This window comes from Enterobacter asburiae, from assembly GCA_011754535.1.
Lineage (GTDB): Bacteria > Pseudomonadota > Gammaproteobacteria > Enterobacterales > Enterobacteriaceae > Enterobacter > Enterobacter cloacae_N.
The window spans coordinates 3,102,455-3,118,312 of sequence record JAAQVN010000001.1 but is presented as its reverse complement, the minus strand read 5'-3'; the positions used below and the strand labels follow the sequence as shown (position 1 = coordinate 3,118,312).

Sequence of the window (15,858 nt, the reverse complement as noted above, 5' to 3'; positions counted from 1 at the left end):
CTGGGTCACACTTATAGCGTAATGAGCTTAAGTAATCAGAGTTCTGAGCTAAACGTGATTTGCATTCGACGGAGTAGACATTCTATCTCAGGCATTTTTCCTGACACGGTTTATACTTCGTCAACCATACTAAGGTGGAAGAGATAATGATCAATTTGAAAGCAGTCATTCCGGTAGCAGGTTTGGGCATGCATATGCTGCCCGCCACAAAAGCCATCCCTAAAGAGATGCTGCCGATTGTCGATAAACCAATGATTCAGTACATTGTCGACGAGATTGTTGCTGCAGGGATCAAAGAAATCGTCCTGGTTACCCATTCATCCAAGAATGCAGTTGAGAACCACTTCGACACCTCTTACGAACTCGAAGCGTTGCTTGAGCAGCGCGTTAAACGCCAGCTGCTGGCGGAAGTGCAGTCTATCTGTCCGCCAGGCGTAACCATTATGAACGTGCGTCAGGCGCAGCCGCTGGGTTTGGGTCACTCAATTTTGTGTGCCCGTCCAGTAGTGGGTGATAACCCATTCATCGTTGTACTTCCTGACATCATCATCGATACCGCTTCTGCCGATCCGCTGCGTTACAACCTTGCGGCAATGGTGGCACGCTTTAATGAAACCGGTCGTAGCCAGGTGTTGGCAAAACGCATGAAGGGCGATCTCTCTGAATACTCCGTTATCCAGACTAAAGAACCACTGGAGACGGAAGGGCAGGTGAGCCGCATCGTTGAGTTCATCGAAAAACCGGATCAGCCGCAGACGCTGGATTCTGATCTGATGGCGGTTGGCCGTTATGTTCTGAACGCCGATATCTGGGCGGAGCTGGAAAAAACTGAACCGGGTGCCTGGGATCGTATCCAGTTGACCGATGCAATAGCATCGCTGGCGAAAAAGCAGTCTGTTGATGCGATGCTGATGACCGGTGATAGCTATGACTGCGGTAAGAAGCTGGGGTATATGCAGGCGTTTGTGAATTACGGCTTGCGTAACCTGAAGGAAGGGGCGAAGTTCAGAAACCGGATTGAGAAGCTGTTGGGCAACGACTGATATTCCTTCTACGACCAGAACAAACGGCAGTTATCATTTTGGTGTTGAGACATAACCAAAATGATAACTGCCGTTTTTTTGTTATTAACTTCAATGATTACATAGGGTTATCTGATTCAAATCTCAGCAGCTTTGTAGCGATTTGTGCTTGTTTCTGAGGTCGTTTAGGACGACAATTAACGCCAGTTTTTGTCTGTAACCAGACAAGTAAAATCATTTAATCAAACATCGCTCAGTGCACTGGTAGCTGTTAAGCCAGGGGCGGTAGCGTGCTAATTTCTGAAACCGTCAAAAACGATTGGGTTCAGAGCGTAAGTATCCAGACATTTCCAACAGATGGAACAGATAACGTGAAAATTCTTGTGACGGGCGGAGCCGGATTTATCGGCTCAGCGGTAGTACGACATATTATTAAAAATACCAAGGACGATGTCGTCAACGTGGATAAACTGACGTATGCCGGTAATCTTGAGTCGCTTACTGAAGTCAGTGATAGCGACCGATATGTCTTTGAGCATGCGGATATTTGTGACAAAGATGCTATGGATCACATCTTCGCCACGCATAAACCCGATGCTGTTATGCATCTGGCCGCTGAAAGCCACGTTGACCGTTCTATTACGGGCCCGGCAGCGTTTATCGAAACCAACATCGTCGGCACTTATGTGCTGCTGGAAGCCGCCCGTGCGTACTGGTCCACGCTGGATGAGGAGGCGAAGAAAGCGTTTCGCTTCCATCACATCTCTACCGACGAAGTGTATGGTGATTTGCCGCATCCTGATGAGCATCCTGAATCAGCTGAGCTGCCACTCTTCACTGAAACCACAGCGTATGCGCCTAGCAGCCCATATTCAGCGTCGAAAGCCTCCAGCGATCACCTCGTTCGTGCCTGGCTTCGTACCTACGGTTTCCCGACCATCGTCACCAACTGTTCAAATAATTACGGCCCGTACCATTTCCCGGAAAAACTGATCCCGTTGGTTATCCTGAATGCGCTGGAAGGTAAAGCGCTGCCAATTTACGGTAAAGGCGATCAGATCCGTGACTGGTTGTATGTCGAAGATCATGCGCGTGCGCTGTATACCGTTGTCACTCAAGGGAAACCGGGTGAGACGTACAATATTGGCGGTCATAACGAGAAGCAGAACCTGGAGGTGGTACATACAATTTGCGACCTGCTGGATGAAATTGTGCCGAAAGAAGGTTCTTACCGCGATCAGATCACTTATGTTAAGGATCGGCCTGGGCACGATCGTCGTTATGCAATTGATGCAACTAAAATTGGTAATGCGCTAGGTTGGCATCCTCAAGAAACTTTCGAGAGTGGTATTCGTAAAACAGTTATGTGGTATTTATCTAATGAATCGTGGGTAAATAATGTAAAAAGTGGAGCATATGCTTCATGGCTTTCAAAACAATATGGAGAAAATAACTGATGAAAGGCATTATTCTCGCGGGTGGTTCTGGAACAAGACTTTATCCGATAACTATGGGTGTTTCTAAGCAATTGCTGCCTATTTATGATAAACCTATGATTTATTATCCGTTATCTGTGTTATTGCTGGCTGGTATACAGGATATTCTGATCATTACAACGCCTGAGGACCAGGCTGGATTTATCAGATTATTAGGTGATGGTAGTCAATTTGGAATCAATTTAAGTTATGCGATTCAGCCAAGTCCTGATGGTCTTGCGCAGGCTTTTATAATTGGTGAGGATTTCATTGGTAATGAATCGGTTTGTCTTGTGTTAGGAGATAATATTTTCTTCGGACAAGGATTTACACCAAAACTGCAAATGGCAAGTAATAGAACCAGCGGAGCAACTGTCTTTGGTTACCAGGTGATGGACCCCGAACGTTTTGGTGTTGTTGAGTTTGATGACAAGTTTAAAGCATTGAGTATTGAAGAAAAACCTAAAAATCCTAAATCAAACTGGGCAGTAACAGGCCTTTATTTTTATGATAACGATGTGATCAATATCGCAAAAAATATAAAGCCTTCATCAAGAGGTGAATTAGAAATAACTACAGTCAACGAAGTATACCTTAATAATAATAATTTGAACGTTGAGCTGTTAGGACGAGGTTTTGCCTGGCTCGATACGGGAACTCATGATAGTTTAATTGAAGCTGGTAGTTTTGTTGAGACTGTTCAAAAGCGCCAAGGCATGATGGTTGCATGTCCTGAAGAGATCGCGTGGCGTAATGGATGGTTAAGCAAAGATGATTTATTTAAATTAGGAAGTATTTTAAGCAAAAATCATTATGGGCAATATTTGATGAAGTTGGCTAATCATATATGAAAATAGATTTTATTCCTCTTCAGGTTCACGGCGATGAAAGAGGCGCATTAGTATCTCTGGAAAGAGAAAATAATATCCCCTTTGATATAAGGAGAGTGTATTATATTTTTGATACAAAGGAAGGTGTAACTCGGGGTTTTCATGCGCATCGGAAGCTAAAGCAAGTTGCAATTGCAGTCAAGGGAAGTTGTCGTTTTATACTTGATGATGGCACCGAGCGTGTCAGTATTGTATTAGATAATCCGACGCAGGGCCTTCTTATCGACTCATTTATTTGGCGAGAAATGACCGATTTTACGGAAGATTGTGTTCTGATGGTAATCGCAGATATGGAATATGAAGAATCAGACTACATCAGAGATTATTCTGCATTTAAAAATTTAGCACAACAACAGCAGGAATGACTTGTCCAGTGGCAAGTAAATAATCATCTTCGATTCAAATTACCTAATACTTCATAATCTACGGAAAATAAAGGTGCAAAATGGTTGACTTCTTAAATCTCAAAAAAATAAATAATCGTCAAAAGAATGAACTACTTAGTGCTATCGAGAAAGTAATTGATTCCGGCTGGTACATTATGGGTGAGGAACTTAAGGCTTTCGAGGAAGAGTTTTCAGAATATTGTCAAACTAACTATGCACTTGGTGTTGCGAATGGTCTGGATGCTCTCACTTTAGTTCTTAGAGCATGGAAAGAGATGGGGAAATTAAAAAGTGGCGATGAGGTTATTGTTCAAGGTAACACTTATATTGCCTCTGTATTGGCTATTACAGAAAATGATCTCATTCCTGTTTTAGTTGAGCCAGATGAACATACTTTCAATTTAAGCGCAAAAGATATTCGCGCAGCAATTTCAGATAAAACAAGGGCCATTTTGCCTGTGCATCTCTATGGCCAAATCTCTCCAATGAAAGAAATTATGGAGATTGCTCGCGAAAACAATTTACTCGTGCTTGAGGACTGTGCTCAGGCTCACGGCGCTCAAATTGATGGGAAACGAGCTGGGAGCTGGGGAGATGCTGCTGGTTTCAGTTTTTATCCGGGCAAAAATCTTGGAGCTCTGGGGGATGCAGGCGCTATCACAACAAATGACTCAGAATTATATAATATTTTAAAAGCACTAAGGAATTATGGTTCTGAGCAGAAATATTTGAATATATACCAGGGTGTTAACAGTCGTCTTGATGAAATACAAGCTGCTATCTTACGTGTAAAATTGAAAACGTTGGATAATGATGTGAAAATTCGACAGGGAATTGCGCAACGTTACCTTTCAGAAATAAAAAACCCATTGGTTGAGTTACCGTATATTGAAAATATGGAAAACCACGTATGGCATTTATTTGTTCTGAAAACTAATCAGCGAGAAGAATTACAACGCTGGCTTAATAAACATAATATTCAATCACTCATCCATTATCCTATACCACCTCATAAACAAAATGCTTATAATGACATGAAGGAACTTTCCTTACCGTTAACAGAAAGTTTACATGCTAAAGTGTTATCTATTCCCATGGACCCGACGATGTCAGATGAAGACATTAATAGCGTAATTAATGCCTTAAATGGTTTTGTCGGATGAAAAAACTATTAAAAGTAACTGCCTCAACAGGTGTATTAACCCTGGCCAAAATGGCTATGGGATTTGCTATTGCGAAGGTAGTTGCAATTTATACAGGGCCGTCTGGGATGGCCCTTCTTGGTCAGATTCAAGGATTCGTAACGGTATTAAATGGAGTCATCAATGCTCCAGTCAGTAACGGTGTAGTAAGGTATACTTCCGAATACAGCAAGAGTGGTTATAATGAATGCTCGCCTTGGTGGCGAGCTTCATTAATTTGGGTAGTAGCTATATTTTTAATATTATTGCCTGTTTCTCTATTAGCCTCGGATAAACTATCTGAATATTTTTTTGGTGATATCCAATTCCATTGGATTATTACATTAACAGTACTATTATTACCACTTTCGGCGCTGGGTACCCTGTTTTTATCTATAATCAATGGCTTTCAAAATCATAGACGTTTCATTGCTATAAATTTTTTATCTGTGACATGTTCTAGTGTCGTCATGATTTTTTTGATTGTTCGCTATAATATTCAAGGAGCAATCTTAGCAGCAGCAATTCAAACAGCTTTGATTGGTTTAGTTATATTGCTTGTTAATATAAACCAAAAATGGATGCAGATAAAAAACTTTATCGGAAGTATTAAATTATCAGCATTCAACGGTATTGGTAAATATGTGCTTATGGCGATGACGAGCGCTCTAGTCATGCCTGTAGCATTACTGATTACCCGAAATATTATGGTGCAATATACAGGCTGGCAGGGAACTGGTCTCTGGCAGTCAGTATGGAAAATTTCTGAGGTTTACTTAGGTGTGATTACTATAGCACTGAGTACCTATTATTTGCCTAAGTTGTCTCAATTAAATGACGCAGACAGCATTATGCACGAAGTTACGTCTACTGCAAAAATAATTGTCCCGATTATATCTTTAATTGCAGTTATGGTTTATGCATGTAGAGACTTCTTAATTCATATATTATTCACAAGTGAATTTAGTGGGGCAAGAGATCTCTTTTCGGTTCAGTTATGTGGGGACGTGATAAAAATAGTTGCATGGCTATATGCCTTTCCAATGCTTTCACGATGTGCAGTGAAATGGTACTTATTCACTGAAGTATTCTTTGGTATAATTTTTGTTGTTTTGTCATATATATTGATCCCAATTTTTTTACTGCATGGTGCTAATTATGCTTATCTGATAAGCTATATAGTATATGCTGTCGTTATAATTACTAATGTTAGAAGAATCTTAGCATAGGAAAATCAATGTGAGCTTCATTATTAAAGCATACCATGCTACGCTTAATATAATATATCTCTTTTTATTGAAAGTATTCACCAAAAATACAATCAAATTTAATTCTCCGAAGTTGGGTAAAGGTTTAAGTATTACAGCCGTTAATAATGCTGTTCTAGATATCAATAATTTATCGGCCAGAAACAATTTAAACGTTTTTGTTAGTAAAGGCATATTGGTTTTCAAGAAGAATTGTTTTGTCAATAATAATTGTTCATTTAATTGCTTGCATCATATCCAGGTAGGAAAAAATACCATTTTTGGTGAGAGTGTTAAAGTTTACGATCATGACCATTCAATAGATGAGAGTTACAATGTTAGCAAAAACGATTTTGTCACTTCACCAGTAATAATTGGTGCTAACTGTTGGATTGGTTCCAATACTATCATTTTAAAAGGTGTAAATATCGTAGATAATGTCGTTATTGGTGCTAATTCGCTTGTGAATAAATCTGTTTTAGCACCAGGTATATACGTTAATAAAAATGGTTTATTGACTAAAATTAAATAAAAACAGGCTCTACATGGTCGATTTAGACGTCAAGAAAATTATCACAATAGCAGTTATTTCTTATAATTCAGGTGATACTATTGCTGATACTTTGAATAGTATTATTCTTCAGACATATAATAAAAAATTGATTGAAGTTATCATTTCAGATGATGGATCGAGCGATCATACGCTTTCTATTGCCCAGCACTGGAAAGAGCAAAATAAACATCTTTTTAAAGATATTGTTATTATTTCTCATGAGAAAAATAAAGGTGTTGCAGCTAACTGTAATCAAGCATGGAAGTTGGCATCAGGTTCATGGATAAAAACAATTGCAGCCGATGATTTGTTATTACCTAATTGTATTGAATTAAACGTCAAATATGTTAATCATCACTCTACGGCCAAGATCGTCTTTTCGGATATGATACCTTTTACAATTGATGGTAATGGTGAGCCGATTAAACATGATAAAATTAAAATATGTGCTAAGCAGCCTTCGCAACTAAAAAATATTCTTTCTGAGTGTTACCTGCTTGCACCGACAGGGTTCATCAGAAAAGATGTGTTGGAATATGTTGGTTATGCTGATGAATCATATCCAATGATCGAAGATTATCCGCTTTGGCTTAAATGTTCAAGAAGTGGTATTATGTTTTCTTATATGGAAGAGTGTACTGTGCTTTATCGCAAGGGTGACTCCCTGTCTCAACAAGGAAGCAGAATAGGCAATGTTTTATATCTCCAGTCTTTATACTGTTTTCAGAGAGAAAAAATTTGGCCATTGTTGCCTTCGAGAATGATACTAAAAAAATGGGATGATTTTTTGCTCTTTAAACAAAAATTCCTATGGATAAAGTTCTTTGGCAATAAAGTAACTGTGCCATATCTTGTTGTGCAAAAGCTAACATTACTAATAAGGCCTTATAAATTATTTAATGTAGCGAAAAAAATTCTAATGAAGTAGAGAGATACAGATGGCTATTAATGTGATGTTGTTGCTATTTTTTGCGATAATTACTTTATTTGCAAATTTCCGGTTACGTATTTTTAGCTTCAGGCCAACTGTGTTGGGAGCGATTTTCCTTTTGGCCCTGTTTGTAGAGATCGTTCCTGGTACAATATTAGTGGCCTTTTTAAATTATCCAATGTCGTTCGGTGTTGATGCACTTATAACAGATGATAAAAAAATAGAAACATTTAGATATACGTTTCTGTCAATATCAATTCTTCTTCTTATGATTTCTCTTGCATCTTATATTTGTCGATTTGATGTTGATATTTCAAAATTAAATACAACACATCTGCGTGTAAAGCTAATTACATTTTTTTCCTTTGCGGTAATATTTATAAAAATATTTTCAGTTGGTGATATTCCTTTTATAATGGCAATGAAAGGAGATTTTGATGGGGCAGCTTTAGCGAAAGCTCAAATACTCAAGAATGAAGTTGGATTTGGTGGTTTGTTTATTGGTTATATATTTGTCTATTTTCCTTATATATCACTTGTATATTCATACTGCCATAAAAAGAAATTTTTGTATGGCAGGTTACTTTTTCGTATTAATCTTCTATTAATAATAATATATAGCATGTACGACATGCAAAAATCTAAACTTATAGTTGTACTGTTTATTCTTTTTATTCTATATTTAAAATCAACAAGACGTATTAATTACATAATTATAACTATTATTCCTGCAATGAGTCTAATGCTCTTATGTGCATTCTTTATACTTTTGCACAATATACCATTTGGAGAAGTATTTGATTCAGTTTTAGCTAGGTTGTTCATAGGTCAGACTGAAGGGTCCTTTATGATTTATCAGGCACTGACTCCGGATCTTTCTCGTATTGCTTACGGGATGCCATTAGGAGGGCTTTTTGGCATATATGCAGTAGATCCGGCAGCTGAAATTATCACTATATTCTTTCCTACGGCAGGTGACGCATGGGTCAATTCCAATAGCTATTTCCAGGCACACGCTTGGTCGATTTTTGGTGATGCTTCTTTAATACTTGGCCCATTTTTTGTAGCCCTAAATATAATTGGTTTATATTTTCTTAAAGAAACTTTCAGCAAGATAGATAGGGCTTATGCTAGTAGTGTTTACATCGTATCTATTTTGACTTTACCTATCGTAAATGACTTTTCATATTTTCTTTTCTTCAAGTCTTGGTTTTGTATGATCGTATTAATGATATTTTACCTCGCAACGATAAAGATCATTGAATTATCCTGTAAAATAAAAAACAATGATTTATGCTGATTTTTAGTTTTAATAAATGAGATATAAATTATCTTGGTGAATATATGAAAGTATTACATATCGTTGGGAATAAAATTGAAGCATCAAATGGTATTGGCCGTTTGCTACCTGAAATGATAGAAATGCAAAATAAATACAGTAAAAAAATGGAAAGCGCACTCTACTGTGTTAATGATGTATATAATTCATCTGAGTTTGAAGTTATTAACAAATATGATGTTAATGATAAAATTCTTGATGATTATGATTTATTTATTTTCCATGGGTTGTATTTTTACAACTATATTAATTTGGCGAAAAAAATATTGTCTCGAGGAAAAAAATATTTTGTTAAACCTCATTCCAGTCTAATTGTCAGTGCGCAGAAAAAATCAATTATAAAAAAAACATTGGCTAATTTTCTTTTCTTTAAGCGTTTTGTAAATAATGCGAGTGCTGTCATTTTTACAAATGAAGATGAAGCTAAAAACTCAGTTCAGTGGAATTCTGATTTCTTTTATGAAGGTAACGGACTTTCAAGTATTCAGATAAAAGGCAAAATATTCAGAAATAAATGTCAACCATATAAATTTGTTTATCTTTCGAGAATAGATTTCTCACATAAAGGTACCGACATTCTCCTGGATGCTTTGGAGATATTGAAAGATAAATATGATATGAAAAATTTAGATCTTTCTATATATGGTAAAGGGAATAACAAAGAGGAGAATGAGCTTAATGGTCGTATCCAAAAACTCAATTTTCCAGGTGTGACTTTCAATGGCCCAATATATGGAAAAGATAAAAACTCTATGCTACATGACAAGGATGTTTTTATTTTGACTTCAAGATATGAAGGGTTTCCAATGGCTATACTTGAAGCTTTGGACGCTGGTTTACCGTGCCTTGTAACTCGAGGGGTAAATATGACGAGTATTATTAAAAAATACCAAATTGGATGGGAGTGCGAGACAACGGCTAATGACGTTGCTGAGTTAATCTTATCTGTACTCAATATTGATAGTAGTTCAATAGATAATATGACCATGCGCGCTCGAGAATATATTATGAAAGAACATAATTGGCCCTCGCTTGTTAATTACTCCGAATCAATTTATACAGAAATATATAAGAGGGATATGTGAAAAAAAAGATTCTTATATTAGGAGGTTCAGGATTTATTGGGGTTAACCTCATTGAACATTTTTTACAACATAATTATGACGTGATCATTTATGGAAGAAGTATACCCTTAGGTTTTGAAGAGAAAATTACCTTTGTTGAAGCTGATTTAACGGGTATTAATGCTAAGAAAGAATATCTCAAGAGTCTTGAAATTGACACGGCATTATATCTAATAAACACTTTCTCTGTGAATTCAAAAGTCAGAAATTATCAGTCCTTGCTTGAAGAAAACAAATATCTGATAAATGAAATTTTCGACATTGTTAAACGTTTTATTTTTTTCTCTTCTGGAGGAAGAGTATATAAGAGCAGTGAACGCCCCCATCATGAAAACGAACATCTTGAAGCTGTTTGTGACTATGGGAAAAGTAAAATCGATCTTGAAGCTTATGTAAAGTCATGTGGTGCTCAAAAGAAAAAACAATTTCTGATAATTAGACCTTCAAATCCTTATGGGCCGCATCAAACAGTAACAGGAAATCAAGGGTTGATTGCAGTCATTACTGGTCGCATAATTTCTGGTCAGGTTGTTGATGTTTGGGGTAGTGGAAATGAGGTAAGAGATTATATATATATAAAAGATTTCGTTAATATGTTTTATTCGCTATTTTGCATAGAAAACCCACGGCATAATATATACAATATAGGTTCATGTACTGGCGAATCAACTTTATCAATTTTAACAGCTGTCCGTCAACACTTACCAAATTACAATATACAAGTTAAATATACTCCTAACGATAATATTATTAAGTCTAATATTCTCTGTAACAAGCGAATATTAGATGAAATTGGTAATTACAACTACACGGATATCAACTCTGGAATAGCTCAGTTCCTCGAGTGGTTACAGACAGTATCAAGAAATAAATGACGGTTTTTATTTGGGATTATTCATGAAAATAAGTGTCTTACTATCTCTCTATATAAAAGAGTCCCCAGATTTTCTACATTCATGTCTTGCCAGTTTGTGTAACCAAACTTACTTCCCTGATGAAATCGTCATTGTTTTCGATGGTCCAGTCACTACTGAATTGAATGAATGTATAATCAAATGGTCAGAAAAATTACCCGTTAAAATCGTAAAAATTGAAAACAACGTGGGTTTAGGTGAAGCGTTAAATATTGGGTTGAGGTCTTGCAGTAATAATATTGTTTTTAGAATGGATACTGATGATATATGTCACAAAGACCGTTTCATGAAACAAGTAGAATACTTTGAGGATAATCCTGATGTAGGTTTGTTGAGTTCAACTGTTGGTGAGTTCAGGGAGTCTGTTGATGATGTTTATGCCTATCGCAAACTGCCGTTGACGCATTCAAAAATTTTACAATTTTCCAAAAAAAGAAATCCATTCAATCATATGGCTGTAGCCTTCAAAAAGGACTTGGTATTAGCCGCTGGTGGTTACCAACGTGAATATTTGTATGAAGACTATGCGCTATGGGTCAGAATGATTCAAAATGGTGTTATTACTGCTAATTTGCCTGAGACGCTGGTATATGCCAGAGCTGGAAATGGAATGGCTGCTAGACGCTCTGGTCTAAAATATGCGAAATCAGAGTTCGCTGCACAGGTCAATTTTTATAGAACAGGTTATCTTAGTTTTTTTGAATTGATTAGAAACCTGTCAATCAGAATACCCTTAAGACTTATTCCTGTCTCATTTTTATCTTTGTTATATTCAACTGTTCTTCGCAAGTGAGTTATAACAACAGGATGCCTTTTCCAAAGGTGCTTTTAAGAAATAAAAAGTTTAGATAAACGTTTATCGCAAGACATCTATCCGCTAAGATACTAAGAATATTGAAATACTCAGCCGTACGTGCTGAGAACCACACCTGACAGGAGTATGTAATGTCCAAACAACAGATCGGCGTCGTCGGTATGGCAGTGATGGGGCGCAACCTGGCGCTCAACATCGAGAGCCGTGGTTATACCGTCTCCGTTTTCAACCGCTCCCGTGATAAGACCGAAGAAGTGATTGCCGAAAATCTAGGCAAGAAACTGGTTCCCTTCTATACGGTTAAAGAATTCGTTGAGTCTCTGGAAACCCCGCGTCGTATCCTGTTAATGGTGAAAGCAGGCGCAGGTACCGATGCAGCTATCGACTCCCTGAAGCCTTACCTCGATAAAGGTGACATCATCATTGATGGGGGTAACACCTTCTTCCTGGACACTATTCGTCGTAACCGTGAGCTGTCTGCAGAAGGTTTCAACTTCATCGGTACCGGGGTTTCCGGTGGTGAAGAGGGCGCGCTGAAAGGGCCATCTATCATGCCTGGCGGTCAAAAAGAAGCGTATGAACTGGTTGCGCCAATCCTGACCAAAATCGCAGCCGTTGCGGAAGATGGCGAGCCGTGTGTGACCTATATCGGTCCGGACGGTGCAGGCCATTATGTTAAGATGGTTCACAACGGCATCGAATACGGTGACATGCAGCTGATTGCTGAAGCATACTCCCTGCTGAAAGGCGGCCTGAACCTCTCCAACGAAGAGCTGGCTGAAACCTTTACGGAGTGGAATAAAGGCGAGCTGAACAGCTACCTGATCGACATCACCAAAGATATCTTCACGAAAAAAGATGAAGAGGGTAAATACCTGGTTGATGTGATTCTGGATGAAGCTGCGAACAAAGGTACCGGTAAATGGACCAGCCAGAGCTCTCTGGATCTGGGCGAACCGCTGTCTCTGATCACCGAATCCGTCTTTGCGCGCTACATATCTTCCCTGAAAGAACAGCGAGTTGCAGCATCTAAAGTGTTGTCTGGTCCACAGACTAAACCAGCGGGCGACAAAGCTGAGTTCGTTGAGAAAGTTCGTCGCGCCCTGTACCTGGGTAAAATCGTTTCTTATGCGCAGGGCTTCTCTCAGTTACGTGCGGCGTCAGACGAAAATAACTGGGATCTGAACTACGGTGAAATCGCGAAGATCTTCCGCGCGGGTTGCATCATTCGTGCGCAGTTCCTGCAGAAAATCACCGATGCCTATGCTGAAAACGCCGGTATCGCCAACCTTCTGCTGGCACCATACTTCAAGAAGATTGCGGACGAATACCAGCAGGCGCTGCGTGACGTGGTTGCTTACGCGGTACAGAACGGTATTCCGGTTCCAACCTTCTCCGCTGCGGTGGCTTACTATGACAGCTATCGTGCTGAAGTTCTGCCTGCCAACCTGATCCAGGCGCAGCGTGACTACTTCGGCGCGCACACCTATAAACGTACTGATAAGGAAGGTGTGTTCCACACCGAGTGGTTAGGTTGATCTTTCAATACTTTTGGTTGCATGCGAGACTTGTAATGAAAAGTTAAAGCTTGTTAGTTCAATCTGAAAAACTTTAGAGCCTGAGCCCATTACTTATGGGCTCAGGCTTTTTTATATAAAGCTTAGATTGCTGTTCGTCAATGTCCTTAATCAAAGTCTTTAAATTACGTTCTGAAAGAATGTTAATTAGATTTTTATAGAATTGCATTTAGCAATTATACATTTATCGCATCAGCAATTGATGTGTATTTAAAACCGATATTGAACCGGCTGTGTTCGCCAGTATAATAGCCAAATCCTCACGGCGACACTGTAAATTCAACAAGTACGAGTATTGTAAGTGTGTTATTTATCAGAAATTTGACGTATTATCTTAGCCGGGTTGCCAGCAACGATAACATTATCGGGAATATCTTTTGTTACAACAGAACCAGCACCAACAATGCTATTGTAACCTATTGTAATGCCTGGTAAAATTGTTGCATTGGCACCAACGGATGCGCCTTTTTTTATAAGTGTCTTAGGATATTCTGAGGAGTATTGTTTTGACCTCGGATACATATCGTTGGTAAATGCAGCGCAGGGGCCAATAAATACATTATCTTCTAAGGTAATGCCATCCCATAAGTACACACCTGATTTTATAGTTACATTATCGCCAATAAGTACTTTATTTTCGATAAGAGTGTGTGCACAAATATTGCAATTTTCACCTATTACCGCATGTTCGAATATCACTGCGTATTGCCAAACAGTCGTGCCTGCTCCAATGTTCTTCGATTTTACATCACTTAATGGATGAATTTTCATATTATCCCCGATCAGATTAGTTTAATATTATAACATTTTAGCAAAAGATTATTTAAGTGGGAAGCTTTGTAGAAGTAATGGCCATAAGTTTTAAAAATAACGTTACCTACCATAAAATTCGCGAACCTCTATTCTGGATTAGCTATCTATATGCTAACTTAGGGGGGATTAATCTGAATTAATTTAGCCATATGAAGAAAACCTATCTCTCTCTCAGTTTTTTTCCAGCCACGATGTCCGCACGCTACCTTGCCTGAACCATCCTGCAGATTTAAAAGCAGTATAAAATACTGCAATATTTAATTTTTCCGGTCGTTTATACGCCTTGACATTAACTCTCCACACGAGGTAAAAACCTCAAAAGTTGCCTATTGCGGTGGGGCGATAGTCGCTCCCGGACACTTAATCTAAAGAAGTTAAATCAATGAAAATAACAATTTCCGGAACAGGGTATGTCGGTCTTTCTAACGGCATTCTGATTGCTCAGAACCATGAAGTGGTTGCGCTGGATATCGTACAGGCCAAAGTGGATATGCTCAATCAGAAGAAATCGCCGATTGTCGACAAAGAAATCCAGGACTATCTCAGCAATAAACCGCTGAATTTCCGCGCCACGACAGATAAAGAAGATGCATACCGCGATGCGGATTACGTCATCATTGCGACGCCTACTGACTACGATCCAAAAACCAACTATTTCAACACCTCAACCGTAGAAGCGGTTATCAAAGATGTTATTGCGATTAATCCTGATGCGGTGATGGTTATTAAATCGACCATTCCTGTCGGCTTTACCAAATCCATCAAAGAAAAGTTTGGTATTGATAATATCTTCTTCTCGCCAGAGTTCCTGCGTGAGGGGAGAGCGCTTTACGATAACCTGCATCCTTCCCGTATCGTTATTGGCGAACGCTCTGAGCGTGCTGAACGTTTCGCCGCGCTGCTTCAGGAAGGCGCAGTGAAGAAAGATATTCCGGTGCTGTTCACGGACTCCACCGAAGCGGAGGCGATTAAGCTTTTCGCAAACACCTATCTGGCAATGCGAGTCGCGTACTTCAATGAGCTCGACAGCTATGCAGAAAGTCTTGGGCTGAACACCCGCCAAATTATTGAAGGGGTTTGCCTCGACCCGCGTATTGGCAACCACTATAACAACCCGTCATTTGGCTACGGTGGTTATTGCCTGCCAAAAGATACCAAGCAGCTGCTGGCAAACTACCAGGCCGTGCCGAATAACCTGATATCGGCGATTGTTGACGCTAACCGTACGCGTAAAGATTTCATCTCCGATTCCATCCTTGCGCGCCAGCCGAAAGTGGTGGGCGTGTACCGTCTGATCATGAAGAGCGGTTCCGATAATTTCCGCGCCTCTTCCATTCAGGGGATTATGAAGCGCATCAAGGCGAAAGGCGTTGAGGTCATTATCTATGAGCCTGCCATGCAGGAAGATCAGTTCTTCAATTCCCGTGTGATCCGCGATCTGGATGCCTTCAAAAAAGAAGCGGATGTCATTATCTCGAACCGCATGGCGGAAGAGCTGGCTGACGTCGCAGACAAAGTCTATACCCGCGATCTCTTCGGTAGCGACTAAATCTCTTTCATGATGAAAAAACCCGGCTGATTTGCCGGGTTTT

The 15,858-nt window shown here is 39.1% G+C and carries 15 protein-coding genes; 14 read left to right on the top strand and 1 reads right to left on the bottom strand.

Features of this window, described 5'->3' with window-relative positions; all coding sequences use genetic code 11:
- Window positions 1–146 precede the first annotated feature (146 nt).
- The 13 genes from galF (at window position 147) to gndA (ending at window position 13,414) form a co-directional block, all read left to right on the top strand.
- The gene (galF, locus tag HBM95_14705; GenBank protein ID NIH44175.1) at window positions 147–1,043 is read left to right on the top strand and encodes a GalU regulator GalF; all 897 of its coding nucleotides are present in this window, start codon (window positions 147–149) and stop codon (window positions 1,041–1,043) included.
- 350 nt (window positions 1,044–1,393) lie between these two features.
- Window positions 1,394–2,479 carry a dTDP-glucose 4,6-dehydratase gene (rfbB, locus tag HBM95_14700; GenBank protein ID NIH44174.1) on the top strand — a complete coding sequence of 362 codons (1,086 nt, stop codon included), beginning with the start codon at window positions 1,394–1,396 and terminating at the stop codon, window positions 2,477–2,479.
- Window positions 2,479–3,348 (top strand): glucose-1-phosphate thymidylyltransferase RfbA, encoded by an 870-nt coding sequence (rfbA, locus tag HBM95_14695; GenBank protein NIH44173.1) that lies wholly within the window; start codon window positions 2,479–2,481, stop codon window positions 3,346–3,348. The genes rfbB and rfbA overlap by 1 nt, the downstream gene beginning before the upstream one ends.
- On the top strand, window positions 3,345–3,752 hold the full coding sequence (locus tag HBM95_14690) for a WxcM-like domain-containing protein (protein NIH44172.1): 408 nt from the start codon (window positions 3,345–3,347) through the stop codon (window positions 3,750–3,752). The genes rfbA and HBM95_14690 overlap by 4 nt, the downstream gene beginning before the upstream one ends.
- 80 nt (window positions 3,753–3,832) lie before the next feature.
- Window positions 3,833–4,936 carry a DegT/DnrJ/EryC1/StrS family aminotransferase gene (locus HBM95_14685; GenBank protein ID NIH44171.1) on the top strand — a complete coding sequence of 368 codons (1,104 nt, stop codon included), beginning with the start codon at window positions 3,833–3,835 and terminating at the stop codon, window positions 4,934–4,936.
- Entirely contained in the window at window positions 4,933–6,183 is a 1,251-nt protein-coding gene (locus tag HBM95_14680) for an O-antigen translocase (GenBank protein NIH44170.1), read from the top strand. Before HBM95_14685 ends, HBM95_14680 begins: the two co-directional genes overlap by 4 nt.
- Window positions 6,184–6,193: 10 nt before the next feature.
- Complete coding sequence (locus HBM95_14675; protein NIH44169.1) at window positions 6,194–6,733, top strand: acyltransferase; 540 nt, start codon at window positions 6,194–6,196, stop codon at window positions 6,731–6,733.
- 13 nt (window positions 6,734–6,746) lie between these two features.
- The gene (locus HBM95_14670; GenBank protein NIH44168.1) at window positions 6,747–7,682 is read left to right on the top strand and encodes a glycosyltransferase; all 936 of its coding nucleotides are present in this window, start codon (window positions 6,747–6,749) and stop codon (window positions 7,680–7,682) included.
- A gap of 10 nt (window positions 7,683–7,692) precedes the next feature.
- On the top strand, window positions 7,693–8,985 hold the full coding sequence (locus tag HBM95_14665) for a hypothetical protein (protein ID NIH44167.1): 1,293 nt from the start codon (window positions 7,693–7,695) through the stop codon (window positions 8,983–8,985).
- Window positions 8,986–9,029: 44 nt separating this feature from the next.
- A complete protein-coding gene (locus HBM95_14660; GenBank protein NIH44166.1) occupies window positions 9,030–10,109 on the top strand; it encodes a glycosyltransferase in 1,080 nt (359 codons plus the stop codon).
- Window positions 10,106–11,023 (top strand): NAD-dependent epimerase/dehydratase family protein, encoded by a 918-nt coding sequence (locus tag HBM95_14655; GenBank protein NIH44165.1) that lies wholly within the window; start codon window positions 10,106–10,108, stop codon window positions 11,021–11,023. The genes HBM95_14660 and HBM95_14655 overlap by 4 nt, the downstream gene beginning before the upstream one ends.
- A 22-nt stretch (window positions 11,024–11,045) precedes the next feature.
- The gene (locus HBM95_14650) at window positions 11,046–11,855 is read left to right on the top strand and encodes a glycosyltransferase (GenBank protein NIH44164.1); all 810 of its coding nucleotides are present in this window, start codon (window positions 11,046–11,048) and stop codon (window positions 11,853–11,855) included.
- Window positions 11,856–12,007: 152 nt separating this feature from the next.
- On the top strand, window positions 12,008–13,414 hold the full coding sequence (gndA, locus tag HBM95_14645) for an NADP-dependent phosphogluconate dehydrogenase (GenBank protein NIH44163.1): 1,407 nt from the start codon (window positions 12,008–12,010) through the stop codon (window positions 13,412–13,414).
- Between the two features lie 345 nt (window positions 13,415–13,759).
- Here gndA and HBM95_14640 read toward each other — a convergent pair whose 3' ends face one another.
- Window positions 13,760–14,224 (bottom strand): N-acetyltransferase, encoded by a 465-nt coding sequence (locus HBM95_14640; protein ID NIH44162.1) that lies wholly within the window; start codon window positions 14,222–14,224, stop codon window positions 13,760–13,762.
- 424 nt (window positions 14,225–14,648) lie between these two features.
- On the opposite strand from HBM95_14640, the gene ugd reads away from it, so the two are divergent.
- Window positions 14,649–15,815, top strand: coding sequence for a UDP-glucose 6-dehydrogenase (ugd, locus tag HBM95_14635; GenBank protein ID NIH44161.1), 1,167 nt, complete (start codon window positions 14,649–14,651; stop codon window positions 15,813–15,815).
- The last annotated feature ends 43 nt before the right edge of the window (window positions 15,816–15,858 follow it).

Coding starts and splice junctions, on each gene's coding strand:
- galF (NIH44175.1), top strand. CDS start 147: ATGATCAATTTGAAAGCAGTCATTCCGGTAGCAGGTTTGGGCATGCAT.
- rfbA (NIH44173.1), top strand. CDS start 2,479: ATGAAAGGCATTATTCTCGCGGGTGGTTCTGGAACAAGACTTTATCCG.
- HBM95_14690 (NIH44172.1), top strand. CDS start 3,345: ATGAAAATAGATTTTATTCCTCTTCAGGTTCACGGCGATGAAAGAGGC.
- HBM95_14685 (NIH44171.1), top strand. CDS start 3,833: ATGGTTGACTTCTTAAATCTCAAAAAAATAAATAATCGTCAAAAGAAT.
- HBM95_14680 (NIH44170.1), top strand. CDS start 4,933: ATGAAAAAACTATTAAAAGTAACTGCCTCAACAGGTGTATTAACCCTG.
- HBM95_14670 (NIH44168.1), top strand. CDS start 6,747: ATGGTCGATTTAGACGTCAAGAAAATTATCACAATAGCAGTTATTTCT.
- HBM95_14665 (NIH44167.1), top strand. CDS start 7,693: ATGGCTATTAATGTGATGTTGTTGCTATTTTTTGCGATAATTACTTTA.
- HBM95_14660 (NIH44166.1), top strand. CDS start 9,030: ATGAAAGTATTACATATCGTTGGGAATAAAATTGAAGCATCAAATGGT.
- HBM95_14650 (NIH44164.1), top strand. CDS start 11,046: ATGAAAATAAGTGTCTTACTATCTCTCTATATAAAAGAGTCCCCAGAT.
- gndA (NIH44163.1), top strand. CDS start 12,008: ATGTCCAAACAACAGATCGGCGTCGTCGGTATGGCAGTGATGGGGCGC.
- HBM95_14640 (NIH44162.1), bottom strand. CDS start 14,224: ATGAAAATTCATCCATTAAGTGATGTAAAATCGAAGAACATTGGAGCA.
- ugd (NIH44161.1), top strand. CDS start 14,649: ATGAAAATAACAATTTCCGGAACAGGGTATGTCGGTCTTTCTAACGGC.